Source organism: Promicromonospora sp. NPDC050880, assembly GCF_044456525.1.
Lineage (GTDB): Bacteria > Actinomycetota > Actinomycetes > Actinomycetales > Cellulomonadaceae > Promicromonospora.
Genome location: NZ_JBITFV010000001.1, coordinates 406,548 through 423,890, shown reverse-complemented (window position 1 = coordinate 423,890; position 17,343 = coordinate 406,548). Strand labels below are relative to the sequence as shown.

10 protein-coding genes are annotated in these 17,343 nt (G+C 71.0%); 2 read left to right on the top strand and 8 right to left on the bottom strand.

Annotated elements, in window-relative coordinates:
* Nucleotides 1–65 precede the first annotated feature (65 nt).
* A complete protein-coding gene (locus ACIBBF_RS01990; protein WP_397409939.1) occupies nt 66–4,751 on the bottom strand; it encodes a S8 family serine peptidase in 4,686 nt (1,561 codons plus the stop codon).
* Nucleotides 4,752–5,209: 458 nt separating this feature from the next.
* Between ACIBBF_RS01990 and ACIBBF_RS01985 the strand changes: the two genes are divergently transcribed.
* A complete protein-coding gene (locus ACIBBF_RS01985; RefSeq protein ID WP_397409937.1) occupies nt 5,210–6,169 on the top strand; it encodes an alcohol dehydrogenase catalytic domain-containing protein in 960 nt (319 codons plus the stop codon).
* A gap of 188 nt (nt 6,170–6,357) precedes the next feature.
* Complete coding sequence (locus tag ACIBBF_RS01980) at nt 6,358–7,818, top strand: NAD-dependent succinate-semialdehyde dehydrogenase (protein WP_397409935.1); 1,461 nt, start codon at nt 6,358–6,360, stop codon at nt 7,816–7,818.
* A gap of 78 nt (nt 7,819–7,896) precedes the next feature.
* Here ACIBBF_RS01980 and nhaA read toward each other — a convergent pair whose 3' ends face one another.
* The 7 genes from nhaA to ACIBBF_RS01945 all read right to left on the bottom strand — a co-directional run bounded on the left by nhaA (nt 7,897) and on the right by ACIBBF_RS01945 (nt 17,305).
* A complete protein-coding gene (gene nhaA / locus ACIBBF_RS01975) occupies nt 7,897–9,792 on the bottom strand; it encodes a Na+/H+ antiporter NhaA (RefSeq protein WP_397409933.1) in 1,896 nt (631 codons plus the stop codon).
* 29 nt (nt 9,793–9,821) lie between these two features.
* Nucleotides 9,822–10,736: an alpha/beta fold hydrolase gene (locus tag ACIBBF_RS01970; RefSeq protein ID WP_397409931.1), complete on the bottom strand. Its 915-nt coding sequence runs from the start codon at nt 10,734–10,736 to the stop codon at nt 9,822–9,824.
* On the bottom strand, nt 10,733–11,557 hold the full coding sequence (locus tag ACIBBF_RS01965; protein WP_397409929.1) for an alpha/beta fold hydrolase: 825 nt from the start codon (nt 11,555–11,557) through the stop codon (nt 10,733–10,735). Before ACIBBF_RS01965 ends, ACIBBF_RS01970 begins: the two co-directional genes overlap by 4 nt.
* Before the next feature lie 115 nt (nt 11,558–11,672).
* Nucleotides 11,673–12,404 carry a tetratricopeptide repeat protein gene (locus ACIBBF_RS01960; RefSeq protein WP_397409927.1) on the bottom strand — a complete coding sequence of 244 codons (732 nt, stop codon included), beginning with the start codon at nt 12,402–12,404 and terminating at the stop codon, nt 11,673–11,675.
* 5 nt (nt 12,405–12,409) lie between these two features.
* A complete protein-coding gene (locus ACIBBF_RS01955; RefSeq protein WP_397409925.1) occupies nt 12,410–13,201 on the bottom strand; it encodes an alpha/beta hydrolase in 792 nt (263 codons plus the stop codon).
* A gap of 92 nt (nt 13,202–13,293) precedes the next feature.
* Nucleotides 13,294–16,530, bottom strand: coding sequence for an ATP-binding protein (locus tag ACIBBF_RS01950; RefSeq protein ID WP_397409923.1), 3,237 nt, complete (start codon nt 16,528–16,530; stop codon nt 13,294–13,296).
* On the bottom strand, nt 16,520–17,305 hold the full coding sequence (locus ACIBBF_RS01945; protein WP_397409921.1) for an alpha/beta hydrolase: 786 nt from the start codon (nt 17,303–17,305) through the stop codon (nt 16,520–16,522). Before ACIBBF_RS01945 ends, ACIBBF_RS01950 begins: the two co-directional genes overlap by 11 nt.
* Nucleotides 17,306–17,343: the final 38 nt, after the last annotated feature.

Below are 17,343 nucleotides of genomic sequence, written 5' to 3'. Positions count from 1 at the left end.
GTGGTCGGCACCCCGGGGTACCGACCACCTGACCTTCTACCGACCACCCGGCCGGGTCGCGCGTCTCAGCGTCGCTTGACCTCCAGGTCGGCGGTCGCCTCCGAGGCACCGAGGTCGTCGGTGCCGGCGTACCCGGCCGTGATCGTGTACTGGCCCGTGCGCAGCAGCGGGGGGACCAGCACGTCGGCCTTGCCGTGGCGCAGCGTCACGGTGCGCTGGTAGGGGTGGCGGTCGCCGTCCTGGCCCACGGTGACGGTCACCCGGCCCGACGGCGTGACGTCCTCGGCGGACACGGTGACCTTGACCAGGAACGGTTCCAGCGGGCGGACCGAGGACGGCGCCTTGACCTGCGTGCTGGTGGCCGCGGGCAGCAGGTCCGCGGGCACCAGGGCGGTGACCGCGCTGCGGTGCACGCCGCCCTCGTCGGTGCCCGCGTAGACCCACGCACTGTCGGGGCTCACGGTCAGGGACCGCACCGACATCGCCGTCAGGCCCTGCGACGCCGACGCCCAGGTGGCGCCGCCGTCGGCCGAGACGAGCACCCCGGCACCGTTGGCCGCCAGACCGTAGGGGCGCCAGCGGGCGGCACCGGCGACCAGGAGCTGCGTGCCGGCGGCCGGACCGTCCGGCACCTGGACCGCGACGAACGTGCCTACCGCGGCGGACGTGTTCGGCACCTCGGCGTCGGCGAAGGTCTCGCCGCCGTCGGTGCTGACGCGGATGCCCGGCGTCTCGCCGATCACCACGTGGTCGGTGTCGGCCGGGTCGACCCACACCGACCGCGCCTCGTCCTGCGTCAGGCGCGTGATCGTCCTGCCCAGGTCGTCCGACCGGTACAGACCGGACACCGTCGCCAGCCACAGCCGTTCCGGGTTCTGGGGATCGAAGGCGACCTGGTTGATCCGCACCTGGTGTGGATAGGTCGTCCAGTGGGCGAACCCGTCCTGGGAGACCATGACTCCGGCCTCGCGCTGGGTCGCGTAGGACACCGCGACGGTGTCCCCGCCCTCGCCCGTCACCTCGTGCGGCGACACGGCGAGGCTCAGGGCCTTGAACCCGCCATACGGCCCGACGTCGGTCAGGTCGCCGTCACCGGCGCCGGAGGTGCCCGTGCGGATCTTGCCCAGCCCGAGCGCGTCCGCACCGATGGCCCAGACGGCCCGGTCACCTACCGGCGACTGGACCACCTCGTCGAGCTGGAACCCGATCCAACCCTCGTGACCGGAAGGTCCCCAGTCCGGTGTGTCCGCCGAGATCTCGGCGAGCGACCGTGTGTGCAGACCGTAGTCGTCCACGGCACGCAGCACGGCCTCCCCCTCCGCGTCCGTACCGGCCTCGACGTCGTAGACGTCGGTGCCCGGGACACCGGTGCGGGCCCAGTGCTCGCCGTCGTCGGTCGCGTAGTAGCCGGCTGCCTCCATCGCGAGGACGATGGTTCCGGTGGGCTTGCCGGGCCAGTGGTCCACGTCCGTCGCGAGCGAGCCGTCAACGGGTAGCGGATGCGTGTCCCAGGTGGCGCCTCCATCGGCGCTGGTGCTGTAGCTCGACAGACCCGCGACGTACACGGTGCCCTCGACCAGCGTGGCTTGCGTGACATAGGTCTGGCCGGTGTCCGGGCCCTTGGTCCAGGTTGCACCGCCGTCGGAGGAGATCAGTGCGAGGCCGTCGCCCTGGATGGCGACGGCGGCGGACCCGTCACCGACGACACCCTGGGGGAAGGGGTCCGCGGCAGTGGTCGTGTAGGTCTGCGTGACCTCGCTGCCGCCGGCCAGGACGTCAGCGACGCGATAGATGCCGTGGTAGGTGGTGATCAGCAGGTCGTCGCCGGCGAAGGTGGCGTTGGACACGGATCCGCTCCAGGCCGGGGCGACCCGGCGCCAGTTCTGCCCGCCGTCCTTGCTGAGGTAGACGCCGTCGTCGGTCACCGCGGCCAGCGCGTCGCCCTGGGCGACGAGCTCGCTGACGGCGACGTCCGGGAACGGCAGCACCGTCCAGGTGGCGCCCGCGTCCAGGGTGTGCACGATGCGGCCGGCGTAGCTCGGGTCCATGACCGACTTGCCCGAGGAGCCGTTCAGTGCGACATAGAAGCCGCCGGGCGTGGTCGTGTCGGCCACGGGGATGCCCCAGCCGTCGGCCACGGGCATGCTGCGCACCCGCTGCCAGGTCTGGCCGTAGTCGGTGGTGACGAACGGGTGCACACCCGTCGAGGCCATCGCCAGGCCGGTTCCCGGAGCATTCGGCGACGTGGCGAGGGCCCTGGCCACACCGGTGCGTCCGACCTGCTCCCACTGCCCGGCCTGGTCGGCACCCTCGGACTGCACGCCGCCGGTACCGGTCAGGGTGCGGCCGGTCACCGTCGCGCGGGCGTCGAGGCGGTAGGTGCCGGGTTCGTCGAGCGGCACGGTGCCGCGGTACCAGCCGGGGCTGGTGCCGACGGCGGTGAGCGCGGCGGTGTACTTCTCGCCGGACGGCGCGGTCGCCGTCGCGGTGGGTGTCGCCTCGGGGGTCATCGGCGCGTAGACGAACACATCGGTGCTGCCGGTCGCCAGCGACGGCGAGGACTGCACGTACAGCGGGCGCACGTAGGCCGCGTACGGGACGCGCACGGTCGTGCCGTCAGAGACACTACCGACCACCACGCCGGAGATCTCGCCGTCGATCTCGCCGGACTCCGGCGTGACGGTGAGGTCGACCGAGGCCTGACGACCCGCCGGGATCCGCAGCGTCCGGGTGGACAGGTCAGCCGTGCCGGTGCTGCTCTTCGACGGCTCGGCGGAGAGCCTGACGGTCACGGCCTTGGCGCCGGAGTTGCGCAGCACCACGGTGCTGGTCCGGGTCGGGTTCGGACCCATGTCGGCCAGCCCCAAAGAGATGGCGTCGGGGGACGCGGTGACCCGCTGGTCGACGGCGGCGGCGACGTCGAGCGTGCCGGCGCCCTGGGCGGACGGTGACGCGTCGGCGTCGGCGGGCTCCGTGACGGGGTCCATGGCCTGCGCGCTGCCGATGAGGGTCGCGCGCAGCTGCTGCGCGGTCTGCTCGGGGCGAGCCTGGGCCAGGAGGGCGGCCGCGCCGGCGACGTGCGGTGCGGCCATCGAGGTGCCGGACATCCGGTACTGGTTGCCGTCCACCCCGAACATGGCCGGGATGTCGGACATGATCTCGTAGCCGGGGGCCACGATCTCGGGCTTGAGCGTCATGGCGTCGCTCGGGCCGCGGGAGCTGAAGTCGGTGATCGTGTCGGTCTGGTCGACCGAGCCGATCGTGCCCGAGACGGTGCCGGCCGCAAGCTCGGCCTTGAAGGCCTGGAGGTGGGCCGAACTGATGTTCATCATGACCAGGGACTCGCGGCGCAGGTCGAACCCACCGCCGGCCAGGACGTTCGCGGACCCCTGGGGACCGGAGCCTTGATCGCCGGTCGGGTCGGTCGCACTGGGCGCGTACAGCAGGGCGGCGACAGCCCCGTGCTCCTCGGCGAGCTGGGCCTGCAACAGGTGCGGCACCTGCAACTCGCCGAGAGAGGTCGTGGTGGCGCTCTGCATGACGACGATCGCGCCGCGCACGTCGCCGGCCTGCTCGTAGTCCTCCTCCTCAAGTCCGTCGCCGACGTCGACCAGGCGGGCCGTGATGCCGCCCGCGGGCGGGTTGGCCGACATCGGGAAGCGCGTGACGTCCAGCGGACGGGGCGCGTCACCCCGCCGGGCGCCGGCCAGCGTGAGCGTGGGGTCGGCGACGCCGGTGACGCTCGCGCCGACGGCGATGACGCCCTCGGCGGCCGCCGGCGAGCTGACCGTCTGGTCGCCGGGGCCGGCGTTGCCGGCCGCGGCCACGACCACGACGCCCTGCCGCACGGCGGCGGTGGAGGCGCGGCCGAGCGGGTCGGTGCCGTCGCCGGGGGTGCCCAGGCTCATGTTCACGACGTCGGCCGGGTAGTCGCCCAGCGGGTCGGTCGCGGCCTCCAGGGCGAGCAGCAGGTCCTCGGTGGTGCCGCCGCCGCCTGCGTCCATGGCCTTCCAGGCCGTGAGTGTGACGTCGGGTGCCATGCCGGTCAGGTTGTCGCCGCCGGCGCCGACGATGCCGGCCACGTGGGTGCCGTGCATGTGGTCGTCCATGGGGTCGGCGTCGTCGTTGACGAAGTCGTACCCGTCGGCCACGCGGTGGCCGGGGCCGAACCCGGCCCCGAGGTCGGGCAGCGTGTAGTCGATGCCGGTGTCGATGATCGCCACGGTGCGGCCCTCGCCGGTGACGGGCACGCCGTCGGCGTCCTGCTGCTCCCAGACCTGCGGGGCGCCGGTGGCGGGGATGTTGGCCTCCTGGCCCAGGATCCGCACGGGCGCGTCCTGGGTGACCCGCGCGACCCCGGGGGCGGAGCGCAGCTCGGCCAGGTCGGCGGGGTCCACGGTGGCCACGACGGCGGACAGCAGCCCGGTGACCGACTCGGCGTCGCCCAAGTCGACGCCCTCGCGCACGGCCCAGGACGTGACGTCCTCCTGCGCGTCCTCGACCGTCACCACGGCCGCGCGGTAGTCGGCAGCGAACGCACTACGTGCTGTGACCTGCCGGGCGCGAGCCGCTGCTACTTCCTCGGTGCCGACGATGTCGGCGGCGCTAGGAGCGTCGAGCTCGATGATGACCCGTACAGGATCGGCTTCCGGAGCTGCGATGGCGGCACCGGGAGAGAGGATCACTGAGGCCGAGACGAGGGCGCCCATCACGAGAGCGCCCCAGTGGCGGCCGGCGAACGAAGGTTGCATGGGGGCTGTCTAGTCTTTGCCGACCCGTGAGAGCAATGAGCACGATGACCGCATTCGGCCACTGGCCGATACCGGCCGCAAGTATTTACACGGCCGACATGAAGCGCGTGATGTGCCGTGATGCCGAACGTCCGGATCGCCCTGAGCGAATGCGGGCAGTGGCCCAGGTGCTGCCTCTCGAGCGAGTCCAGCACCCAGACCGGCCTTGGTACAGGGCAGCGTCCTCTCGCCCGCGGACCCGCATTCGATGCAGTACACCGACCGTCAACTGGTCCTCAACTTCCCCCGCATAGCTTGCAGGAGTGGCGGCCCGCTCGGTCAGACGACGGCCGTCGCAGTGTCAGGACCCTTGGTCCTCCTGACCGGGGCCTGCGTTCCGCGAAAGGTAAGGAAGAGCGATGACAACCATGAAGGCGGCGGTAGTTCCAGCGGCAAACGCCCCCTGGTCACTCGAAGACGTGCCACAGCCCGAAGCAGGCCCGCACCAGGTACTCGTGAAGATCCATGCCTGTGGCCTGTGCTACACCGACGCGCTCCTGGCGCAGAACGTCCTCTCGTTCCGGCCGTTCCCCCTGGTCCTGGGACACGAGGGCGTGGGCGAGGTGGTCGCGGTCGGTGACGGCGTCACCACCCGCAAGGTGGGCGACCGGGTGGGGCTGCCCATCACGCAGAAGCCCTGCGGTCGGTGCGACTTCTGTCGTGAACGGCACCCGTACAGCTTCGTCACCGCGAACAACTGCGTCGCGCCCATCCTCACCGGAGTGAACGTCGACGGCGGGCAGGCCGAGTACATCGCTGCGGACGCCAACGGCACCGTCCTGCTCCCCGACGGCCTTCCGTACGAGCTCGCCGCACCGACGGTGTGTGCCGGCTACACCGTGTGGGCCGCCCTGCGGCGCGCCAACGCGAAGCCGGGCGCGCGCATCGCGGTCGTGGGCGTGGGCGGCGTCGGCCACCTCGGGGTCCAGTTCGCCAAGGCCGCCGGGTACCACGTGATCGCGGTGACCCACTCCCCTGACAAGCACGACCTGGCCAAGCAGCTGGGCGCGGACGACGTGGTGTCCAACGGTGACGAGCTGCGCGAGGTCGGTGGCGCCGATGTGCTCCTGCACACCGCGCCCACCCACGCCCCGGCGATCGACGCGCTCAAGGGGCTCCGGCCCTGGGCGAAGATCATCTTGATGGGCATCTCGGCGAACGACTCGTTCTCGTTCCCCGCCCTGTCTCTGACGGGGCACAGCTTCGAGATCATCGGCTCCGCGCACAACGGCCCGGAGTACCTGGCGGAGGCCCTGGAGATCGTCGCCAGGGGTGACGTCAAGCCCATGATCGAGGTCTTCCCCAAGGAACGGGTCGACGAGGCGTACCAGCGGATGATCAACGGACAGCTGCGGTTCAAGGCTGTCGTGACCTACTGATCCGGCCCGACAGCGGCGGCAACGCACCTACGGGGCGGCACCGAAGGCGGTCGTGGCGGCGGACATGCTCTCGCTGCCACGACCGCCTTCGCTGCCCACCCGAGGCCGACCGCGCCGACGAAGAGCCCAGTCCGGGCGTCCCCGTCCGCGCGGCGCCCCAACAGCGACACGAACCTGGGAGGAACACCATGAGCCTTGAGTCCGATCTCTTGACCAGGGTGCCCGGCGGCCTGTTGATCGCAGGTCAGTGGGTACCGTCCTCGTCCGGCACGACATTCGCCGTCGACGATCCGTCGACGGGTCAGCCGATCAAGACCGTCGCCGATGCCACGCCTGCCGACGGTGTCCGCGCGCTGGACGCCGCCGCACGAGCCCAGGACCGCTGGGCTGCTACCCCGCCGCGTGACCGGGGCGAGATCCTGCGCCGGGCCTTCGACCTGGTGCAGGAACGCAAGGACGAGTTCGCGCTGCTGATGACCCTCGAGATGGGCAAGCCGCTCGCCGACTCCTACGCCGAGGTCGCCTACGGGGGCGAGTTCCTGCGCTGGTTCAGCGAGGAAGCAGTCCGCATCACCGGACGGTACGGCCGCAGCCCAGAGGGCACAGGATCGATGGTCGTGTCCCAGCGTCCGGTCGGCCCCTGCTTCCTGATCACGCCGTGGAACTTCCCGCTGGCGATGGCGACCCGCAAGATCGGCCCGGCCCTCGCGGCGGGGTGCACCGCCGTCGTCAAACCGGCTGGTGCGACACCGCTGACGACGATGTATTTGGCCGCGGTGCTGCAGGAAGCGGGCCTGCCGGACGGTGTCCTCAACGTGGTGCCCACATCCCGCTCAGGCGCCCTGTCCGAGGCGGTGTTCGCGGACCCGCGGTTGCGCAAGGTGAGCTTCACCGGGTCGACGGAGGTGGGCCGGACGCTGCTGCGGCAGGCCGCGGACGGGATCCTGCGCACGTCGATGGAACTGGGCGGCAACGCACCGTTCGTGGTGTTCGAGGACGCGGACCTGGACCGAGCGGTCGAAGGTGCGATGCTGGCGAAGTTCCGCAACACCGGGCAGGCCTGCACGGCGGCCAACAGATTCATCGTGCACGGCTCGGTCGCAGCCGAGTTCGCCGACCGCGTGGCCCAGCGAGTCCGCGCGATGAAGATCGGTCGCGGTACCGAGGACGGTGTGACGATCGGCCCCCTCATCGACCAGGACGCCGTGGCGAAGGCGGACTCGCTGGTCCGGGACGCAGTGAGCAAGGGCGCCGCCGTGCTGGTCGGTGGCCGAGCCATCGACCGGCCGGGCACCTTCTATGAACCCACGGTGGTCTCGGCGGTGCCCGGAGATGCCGACATCCTGCACGAGGAGATCTTCGGTCCCGTGGTCTCGATCGTCGAGTTCGACACCGAGGACGAGGCCGTGCGTCTGGCCAACGGCACCGAGTACGGCCTGGTCTCGTACGTGTTCACGACCGACCTCGCCCGGGGTCAGAGGATGATGGACCGGCTGGACACCGGGATGATGGGCCTGAACGTGGGCGTCGTCTCGAACGCAGCGGCGCCGTTCGGAGGCGTGAAGCACTCCGGGCTGGGTCGCGAGGGTGGGAGCGAGGGCATCCACGAGTACCTGTCCACGAAGTACACCCTCGTCCCTGACGAGTGACGTGCGCCGAGGCCCCGCAGGCATCCTGCCTTGCGGGGTCTCGGCGTGCTCCGCCCGACGTTCCGGATCCCGGTTTCCTCATCCCTGCCCGTGACTCTCCTCGGCGCGGAACGGGGACCTGTCCGATGTGAGGGCGGCGATCAGCGACGCGGCGTCGTGCGGGGCGGTGTGGCGGCGACCGTTGACGAAGAGGGTCGGCACCGCGGTGATGTCCATGGCTTCAGCGTCCAGCATGTCGTCACGCACCCTGGCTGCGACGGAGGCCGAGGTGAGGTCTCTCTCGAACCGTTCGAGGTCGAGACCGAGCTGCTCGGCACGACGCAGGATGTCCGCCGGCTGCTGATGGTCCTGATCGATGAACAGGGAGCGTTCGAACTCGAAGAACTTGCCCTGCATCGCCGCGGCCTCGGACGCCTCCGCCGCCGCGACTGCGTTCGGGTGGTAGTGCAGCAACGGCGCGTGCCGCCAGACATAGCGCAGGCGTCCACCGAGCTCCTGGACGACCTCCTGGATGGTGCCGGCCGTCTTGAGGCAGAACCCGCACTGGAAGTCGCCGTACTCCACCAGCGTCAAGGGCGCGTCGACCGGTCCGTAGATGTGGTCACGGGCGGGATCGACCGGGCGCTGCAGGACCTGCCCGATCTCCATCTCGCGTGGGGAGTGTTCGGTCGCCCGGAAGATCAGCGCCGCGATCCCGAAGGCCAGGACCGAGGCGAGCAGGACCCCGACGCGTGCCTGGTTCTGGACCGACGGATCGGAGATCGCCAGGTCGACGATGAACAGCGACAACGTGAACCCGACGCCGCACAGCGCGGCGCCGCCGGCGACCCGACCGGTGGTGAGGCCTGCCCCAAGCTCACCCAGCTTCAAGACCCGCACGAGCGTCGTCGACCCGAACACACCCAGGAACTTGCCCGCGACCAGGGCGACCACTATTCCCCAGGTCACCGGCGAGGTCGCAGCCTCGACGAGGACGTCCCGGGAGATCTGTACACCGGCGTTGGCGACGGCGAAGACCGGCAGGATCACGAAGGAGACGTAGGGCGCGTACGCGGACTGCAAGCGCTCGTTGATCGAGATCGACTCACGCAGGCTGTTGGCGGCCGCGCGCGCATACTGGGTGGTGGGCGACTGCCGGAACGTGCGCGCCAAGGCCAGTGCGTGCTCGACATCGCGCCGGCTCGGACGGTAGACCGGGACCAGCAGCGCCACCGCCACCCCTGCGAGGGTGGGATGCACCCCGGATGCCAGGAACGCGAACCAGACGATGATCGCGAGCGTGGCATAGATCGGGCCGCGGCCCGTGGGCACGTAGCGGGTGAACCAGATCCCCGTGAGTCCCACTGCGGCGACCAGGAGCGGCTGCGGGTTGAAGTTCTCGGTATAGACCAGGGCGATGATGCTCAGCGCCCCGATGTCGTCGACCACGGCGAGCGCCAGCAGGAAGATCCGCAGGCGGCCGGCGGCCTTCGGCCCGACCAGGGCCAGACCACCGACGAGGAAGGCGGTATCGGTGGAGATGACCACACCCCAGGCGCTTTCCCAGCCGGACCCTCGGGCGATCAGCACGTACAGCAGGCTCGGCACCAGCAGGCCGCAGAGTGCGGCCACGACCGGTACCACGCCTCTCGACCAGCTGGTCAGCTCGCCGATCGAGAACTCACGGCGCACCTCGAGGCCCACCGTGAAGAAGAACACCGCCATGAGGGCGTCGTTGACGAGGGCGTGCAGGGTGAAGTCGAGGTTCAGGTCGGCGACGCCGATCGTCAGGCGGGTGTCCCAGAACGTCTCGTACGTCTCGTGGGATGCGTTCGCCCAGACGATGGCCAGCAGCGTGCCCGCCACCAGCAGCAGTGCGCCCGTCCGGCTGGGGCCCATCGACCGGATCCAGGCAGCGATGGAGGGTCCCCGCTGGCGTTCCGGGTCGGCACGCTCGGGGTCGGGCGACGTGTCGATGACGACGGGCAGAGACATCGTGGCTCCATGCGGCTGTAGCGAGGTGGTCAGGTCGAGGTGCTCAGGTCGAGATGGCCGGCCTGCGTGGTGAGGAAGTCACGGATGAGAGGGGCTGCGTCGTCCAGGGCGCTCTCGAGCAGGAAGTGGCCGCCGTCCAGGAGGTGGACCTGGGCGTGGGGCAGGTCGGTGGTGAAGGCGCGTGCACCGTCGGGGCCGAAGACCGGGTCGCCGCGTCCCCAGACTGCCAGCAGGGGCACCTGGCTCTCCCGGAACCAGCGGTGGACCTCGGGATAGAGCGCCGGGTTGGTGGCGTAGTCCCGGAACAGCGCGATCTGCACGAGGTCGTTCCCCGGCCGGGACAGCAGTGCATGGTCGTGCATCCAGGTGACGGGGTCCACCAGGGACTCGTCAACCACGCCGGCGAGGTACTGCCAGCGCGTGAGGTCCAGGGTCAGGGCCTGCCGGACACCGGCCTCGGTCTCGGGTGTCTCCTTCTCCCAGAAGGCGCGCACCGTCGAGAAGAACTGTGGCTGGAAGCCTTCCTCGTAGGCGTTGCCGCTCTGGCTGACCACTGCGGTGACCGCTGACCGGTCCCGGAGTGCCAAGCGCCATCCGATCGGCGCACCGTAGTCCTGGACGTAGATGGCGTACCGGCTGATACCGAGCTGGTCGAGCAGGCCGGCCGTCACATCGGTGAGGCTGTCGAAGGTGTAGGTGAACCGGTCGGCCGGCGGTGCGTCGGACAGGCCGAAGCCCAGCAGGTCGGGCGCCACGACGTGGAACTGGTCGGCCAGCCGCGGGATCAGGTCACGGAACATGAACGAGCTGGCGGGGAACCCGTGCAGCAGCACGACCACCGGGGCGTCCGGAGGTCCCGCCTCGCGGTAGAACAGCCGGTGGCCGTCGACGGTGGCGTACCGGTGGTGCGTCCTGGCGGCGGGGTTGTGCGCAGCCGAGCTCATGACCGGAAGAACGCCAGCAGGTCGGCGTTGATCGTGTCGGCCTGAGTGGTCGGCATACCGTGCGGGTAGCCGGGGTAGGACAGCAGCGTGCCGTCGTGGAGGAGCTGTGCGGTCCGGGGCGCGGTGGCGGCGTAGGGAACGATCTGGTCGTCCAGCCCGTGCATGACCAGGACCGGCACCGTGATCTTGGCCAGGTCCGCGGTGTAGTCCTCGTGCGCGAAGGCGTTGACGCAGTCGTACTGGGCGTTGGCGGCCCCCATCATCGCCTGGCGCCACCAATTGTCCACGACGGCGTCGACACGTTCCGCACCGGGACGGTCGAACCCGTAGAACGGCCCGGCAGGCAGGTCCCGGAAGAACGTTGTCCTGCTGGCCGCGAGCTGGGCCTGCAGCCCGTCGAACGCCGACCGAGGCAGACCGTCCAGGTTGGCCTCCGACTGCACGGTCGAGGGGGTGACGGCGCTGATCAGCACGGCCTTCTCCACGCGGCCCTGCCCGTGGCGGCCGAGGTATCGCGTCACCTCGCCGCCACCGGCCGAGTGTCCGACGTGGATGGCGTCGCGGACGTCGAGGTGCTCAGCGAGCGCGGCCAGGTCGTCGGCGTAGTGGTCCATGTCGTGCCCGCCCGAGGGCTGTGCCGACCGCCCGTGGCCACGCCGGTCGTGGGCGATCACCCGGTACCCGTGGTCCCGGAAGAACAGCATCTGACTGTCCCAGTCGTCCGCCGACAGCGGCCAGCCGTGGCTGAAGAGGACCGGTTGGCCTGATCCCCAGTCCTTGTAGAAGATCTCGGTGCCGTCCGAGGTCGTGAACGTGCTCATCGTCGTGCCCTCCGTCGATCCGCTGGGTGTCCACCCAGCGTTCCGGGCAGCGGTTGACGGCTGGTGGACCGTTGATGGACGCGCCCGGCAAGGCCGGGCGTCCTGTCGTGGTCCATCAGGTGCCCCAGGAGAGTCCGAAGGCCGTGGGCGCGTCCCAGCCGGTGCCCACGGCGTACAGCGCGGCGAACCGCTCGGGGTGCAGGGCCACGGTCGCGAAGGTGCGGGCGGCGGCCAGCTCCTCGGCGTCGTCGGGGTCGGGAACCTGCCCGAGGCCGTCGAAGGCGCTGTCCGTGAACCCGATCATCGACGCAGCCGTCTCGGCGTCACCCTCGGCCGCGGCGAGGGTGGCCGCCGCGACGCCCAGGTACGGCACGAACGTGTGGTCCCCCACTCGGAAGACCCGCTCCTGGACGGTGCGCAGCAGGTCACGGGCCCGGCCCAGGTTTCCGAGGTGCAGCTCGGTGAGCGCCAGGTTGTAGGTCTCGGAACTCACCTGCTCTGGCCGCCCCAGGTCCCGGTTCAGCTCGATGCTCGCCAGGTAACGCTCGCGCGCCAGGGCATGGTCTCCCTTCATACGGGCGACAGCGGCCAGCACGTGCCGGGGCCGCTCCTCCAGTCGCCGGTCGGCCGCTCGCACCGCGACCTCGAGAGCCTGCCCGGCAAGCCGTTCAGCCTCCCCGAGCTCACCCTGGCGCAGCGCGAGCCGCGCCAGGGCATAGAGTCCCTCGACCTCGTCCTCCGGCTCCCCCGCGGCTCTGGCGCGCCGCACACCGGCTTCCGCAAGACGGCGCACCTCGGCGGTCTCACCCCGGCGGAAGGTGGCGCGGATCTGGTCCTGGAAGCTCATCGCGCCTAGAGCCCCCGCCGGGTGAGCCAGTCCAGCGTGGCATCCGCCAGGGTGCGCCAGCCCGCGTCGAAGACCCCGCTGTGCCCGCGGTCGGGGTACTCGAGCAGTTCGGTATCCGCACCCGAGGCGGAATAGAGCTTGTACGCCGCCCGGACCACGACGGCGGGCACGGTGTGGTCCCTGCCTGCGGCCATCAGCAGCAAGGGCCCTCGGTCACTGCGCCGTGTGTCGACCGTCGTGGCCGCACGGGGCGTGAAGTTGGCCGACGACGCCTCGAACAGCGGCCGGCCCGGCCCAGGGATCGCGATGCGCCGGTGGAGCTCGTCCGACTCCGCACGCGACAGGGCATTGCCGAAACCGTACGCGAACTGGTCGGCAGTGAGGGCGACCGTCCTGTGCCTGTTGCGCGGGTTGGACAGCACCGGGAAGCTCGACCGGAGCAGGCTCAGCGGCACGACCCGCACACCCTTGACCGGCGCGGGTGAGATCGCGACGGCAGCCGCGGCATGGCCACGTTCGAGAAGCTTCTGTGCCACCAGCCCGCCGAAGGAGTGTCCGACCACGATGGGCGGCGCCTCCAGGCCGGCGATCGTCTCGGCGTAGGCCTCGGTGATCCGGTCCACGCCCACGTCGATCATCCCGGACGGGTCGGACCGTGTGGCCTCGGGTGTGTCCGCGTCGCCCGGCCAGCCCGGTGCGAGCGTCTCATAGCCTTCTTTGGCGAAGTGGTCTTGCCATGGCGTCCAGGACGTGGAGTGGATCCACAGACCGTGGATGAACACGACGCGCCGTCTCATCACTGACCTCATCCGTGCAGAAGGGGCTTTCCGACGCTCGTCAACCTAGGCGCGTGTTGTTGACCAGCGGTGGAACACGAGTGGAGCGTCCATCACGCAGCCGTCGAGTCCCATCGCGCAAGGAGGTCGTCGGCCCGCTGGACGAACAGGTACGCCTCCTGCGCGAGGGCGACGTCTCGGGCCCTGAGCACGGCCGCTCGCACCTTCCCAGCGGGCTTCCCCTCGGCCCGTAGCAGTCGCGCGCGCAGGAGCAGGAGCAGACCTTCCGCGTAACGCTGGCCATAGTCATGCAGGTAGTGGTCGGCGCGGTCCAGAGCCTCCGCGGCGCCGCGGACGTCGCCTGCGGCGAGCAGCATCTCGGCCAGCAACCCGTACCAGGTGGAGACGCACGAACGCACGGGGTTGCACAACCTCGTCTCGATGATCCGTTCGGCTTCCTCGGCAGCGCCGGCCGCTGCAGCGGGTTCTGTCGCGGCGACCGCTCGCGCCCAGCAGCGGGCCAGCCGCTGGTAGGTGCCCAGGAACGCGTAGGAGTAGTCGGGATCGGCAGTGATGCCCCGCTCGGCCGCGTCGAGGGCCATGACCGGGTCCCCGATGAGCACGGCGATCCTCGCCGACATGGTGGCCCACACGGTGACCGTGTAGGGGTCCGGGCCGGCGGTCTCCAACCGGTCCAGGAGTGCCAGCCCTTGCTCACGGTTGCCGTGCAGGACCGTCGTCTCGGCATGCAGGCCTGTCATGAGCAGCTGCAGGTCGTACTGGACGGGGTTCTCCTCGCGGCCGACCCAGTCGGCCCGGAGGGTCTCCTCGGACCGGCTCAGGTACCGGAACGCCTCTCCGATGTTGCCGATGTCCCACTGGTGGATCCCCCATGCCTGCAGGCCGTAGGTGCGCACGATCGGGTAGTCGGACGACTCGCCGAGCATGAGCAGCTGCCTCGCGAGGGGACCCGTCTGGTCCAGGTGGATGCCCTGGGCGAAGGAAGCCCAGCGGGAGTAGAGGATGCCTGCGGCTTCCACCTCGCGCCCCAGCGTGCGGGCCAGGTGTTCGGCCCGTTCCAGCAGTCCCCGCTCTGCGCCGGCGTACATCGAACGCATCCCGATGACAGCCGTGAGCTCCGTGAGCGCGGCAAGCTCTGCCTCGGTCAGCCCGGCACTGCGGGACACCTGTGCGGCGAGCCGCAGCTGCTGCTCCGCAGCCTCCAGGGCCGATCGCGCGGCCGCCCTGCGCCCGGACCGCACCAGGGCGTCGGCCGTGCGGCCCGGCTCCGCCAACGGTCCGGCCGCCCACAGGTGGTGCGCCACCCGTTCGGGCACGACCTCGCCGTCCGCCGCCATGTGCTCCAGCGCGTCGGCGACCCGCAGGTGGAGGCGGGTGGCGTGCCGAGGTGAGATCGCCTCGGAGATCGACTCCCGCACGAGGTCGTGCACGAAGCGCACCGAGCAGGGGTCGCCCGGGGTGGGTGTCAGCAGGCTCAGCGCCTCGGCGGGCTCGAGCCTCGTCATACAGGTGCCCAGGTCGAGGTCGGCAACGCGGGCCAGGAGGTTGAGGTCCACGTCTCGGCCGATCAGCGCTGCGGTCTCGAGCAGCACGGTGGCGTCGGCGTCCAGGTCGGTCAGCCGGTCGCGAACCACGTCGCGGACCGATGTGGGTACCCCTTCGCGCCACCGCGGCTTGCCGACGGGCTGGTCGTCTCCGAGCAGCCGCGCGACCTCCCGGACGAAGAACGGGTTGCCGGCGGTACGCGTGTGCAGAGTGCGGACTGCCTGGGGGTCCAGAGGCCTTCCGATCTCGCGGCGCACCAGCTCAGCGACGTCGTCCACGCCCAGTGGGCCGAGGCGGAGCCTGCGGTGCGCCGACGACCGGCTCGCTGTCGCGAGGGCCCGCGCCAGGTGCGGGTCGTGCACGGGCGCGTGGTCGCGGACGGCCGCGAGGATCGCGCTGCTGGACGGCATGCGGGTGGCAAGATGGGCGAAGAGGTGCAGCGAGGCGGTGTCGGCCCACTGCAGGTCGTCGAGGACGACGATGACGGGGCGCCGCGCCGACACCTGAGAGAACAACGCCACGACGTTCTCGAACAACCGGAACTGGCCGCTGCCGCCGGGCAGGAGCCGGCCCGCGGGGGCGGCATCGTGGGGTTCCAGGAGCTCACCGAGCGCGCCGGTGAGCCAGGGCCGCTGCTCCGCCTCGGGCAGGTCCTCCAGGATCGCGCGGACGGTCTGCAGCCACGGCCACATGGAGGGAGCACCCTCTCTGTCGGCGGACCGGCCCCACGCCACCAGGCAGCCCTTCGCGCCCGCCTCCCCTGCGACCTGCTCCAGGAGCCGGGTCTTGCCGACGCCCGGCTCTCCCTCGAGGACGACCAGGCCTGTCGCGCCACCGGCGACGCGGCTCACGGTGTCCCGCAGGGCCGTGAGCTCGACCGCGCGGCCTACCGGTTCGACGTCGACAGGTCGCAGCGGTGGCACGAGCTCGGCACGAGCCGGCGGAGCATGATCCGGCGACGTCGGATGTCCGGCCGGGAGATCCTGCCGCAGCACCTGCTGATGAGCCAGCTCCAGCAGAGGGCCCGGATCGATACCGAGCTCCTCGACCAGACGGGTCCGCACGGACTGGTAGACGGACAGTGCCTCGGCCTGCTGGCCGGCGGCCCCGAGAATGGTGATCAGGCTGGCATGGACGGGTTCGTGCAGCGGACCCATGGACGCCGCCAGCCGGAGGGGAGCAAGCACCCGCTCAGGCTGGCCGACGGCCACCGCGAGGTCGGCTGCGGCGGTGCACGCCCCGAAGAACTCGTTGTTCAACCCCGCGAACACGGGCACGGCGTCAGGCCGCAGGGCCAGCCCGTCGCCCGCGGAGCCGTGCCACAGCCTCAGTGCGCGTTCGAAGGCGTCCAGCGCGTCCTCGGGCCGGCCGTCGCCCGAGTCGCTCTGAGCCGAGGCCACCAGATCCCTGAAGGTCGCGAGGTCAAGCGTCCCAGATCCCGCCGTGCACAGGTAGCTGCCTCCCCGCCGCACGAGGTAGGAGCTCTGCCCTCGGCTGGGCAGTGTCGGCTCGAGCAGCCGCCGCAGTACGCCGACGTACTTGTGGATGACGTTGAGCGCGCTGTCCGGTGCCGCGTCCCCCCAGATGAGGTCGACCAGCTCCGACTTGCTGACCGGCAGCCCTGGGTGCGCCGCCAGCAGGGCCAGGAGGTAGGCCTGCTGCCGTGGACCGGTGTCCAGCTCGGTCTGGCCCCGCCACAGCCGCAGCGGTCCGAGGATCTGGATGCGCAGTGCGCCACCACGTACGGCCGGGGCGGCCGGGGGGCGGTCGATCTCAGAGGCCATTGTGCTTCATCCAGGACAGGGCCACGTCGGCGACCTCGCTCCACCCGTGGTCGACGGTGAGCGTGTGCCCCCGGTCGGAAAGCTCGATCAGGTCGGTGACCACGCGTGGGTTGCGGGAGCACAGCTCGTGCACGGTGCGGGCCTGTGCCGGCGGGACCGCGCGGTCCATGCCCCCGGTGATCAGCAGCAGGGGCCCCCGATCGGCGTCCACGTCGATCGGGGTCGGTGAGCCGGCCCTCAGGTTCGCCGCGTCCTCGAGCAGGATGCGGCCCGGTGCTGGCACGGTCCAGCGCTCGTACAGATCGGCGCACTCCTCCGCGGGCAGGGTGTTGCCCAGGCCGGTGGCGAACTCGTGTGGAGTCAACGTGACCGAGCCCCGGAAGCTGACCCCACCGCACGGTGCCACCGGGGCCGCCACGGACCAGGACGAGGGCAGCAGGGCCTCGCCGTGGACGGGTGCTGAGCTGATCGCGACGGCGGCGTCGGCCCCGCCGCGGGCCAGCAGCCGTTGGACGACCAGGCCACCGGACGAGTGGCCGACCGCCACGACGGGCCTGCTTGTGCCGGCCACCAGATGCCCGTAGTGCCGCACGACGTCATCGAGACCGAACCCGGCAGCACGGTCGGGGTTGGCGCGCGCCTCGGCCACGGTCGGCGAGTCGCCGGGCCAGCCCGGCGCCTGCGCCGTGTGCCCGGACGCCGCGAAGTGTTCCAACCATGCGGTCCAGGACGTGGCGTGCAGCCACAACCCGTGGACGAAGACCACAGTACTCATCCGTTCCTCCGCGGTCGCCGTGCTCCTGAACAACAGTC

Bases quoted from the DNA above. Each gene is read 5' to 3' on its own strand.
- ACIBBF_RS01990 (WP_397409939.1), bottom strand. From the start codon at position 4,751: ATGCAACCTTCGTTCGCCGGCCGCCACTGGGGCGCTCTCGTGATGGGC.
- ACIBBF_RS01980 (WP_397409935.1), top strand. From the start codon at position 6,358: ATGAGCCTTGAGTCCGATCTCTTGACCAGGGTGCCCGGCGGCCTGTTG.
- nhaA (WP_397409933.1), bottom strand. From the start codon at position 9,792: ATGTCTCTGCCCGTCGTCATCGACACGTCGCCCGACCCCGAGCGTGCC.
- ACIBBF_RS01970 (WP_397409931.1), bottom strand. From the start codon at position 10,736: ATGAGCTCGGCTGCGCACAACCCCGCCGCCAGGACGCACCACCGGTAC.
- ACIBBF_RS01965 (WP_397409929.1), bottom strand. From the start codon at position 11,557: ATGAGCACGTTCACGACCTCGGACGGCACCGAGATCTTCTACAAGGAC.
- ACIBBF_RS01960 (WP_397409927.1), bottom strand. From the start codon at position 12,404: ATGAGCTTCCAGGACCAGATCCGCGCCACCTTCCGCCGGGGTGAGACC.
- ACIBBF_RS01955 (WP_397409925.1), bottom strand. From the start codon at position 13,201: ATGAGACGGCGCGTCGTGTTCATCCACGGTCTGTGGATCCACTCCACG.
- ACIBBF_RS01950 (WP_397409923.1), bottom strand. From the start codon at position 16,530: ATGGCCTCTGAGATCGACCGCCCCCCGGCCGCCCCGGCCGTACGTGGT.
- ACIBBF_RS01945 (WP_397409921.1), bottom strand. From the start codon at position 17,305: ATGAGTACTGTGGTCTTCGTCCACGGGTTGTGGCTGCACGCCACGTCC.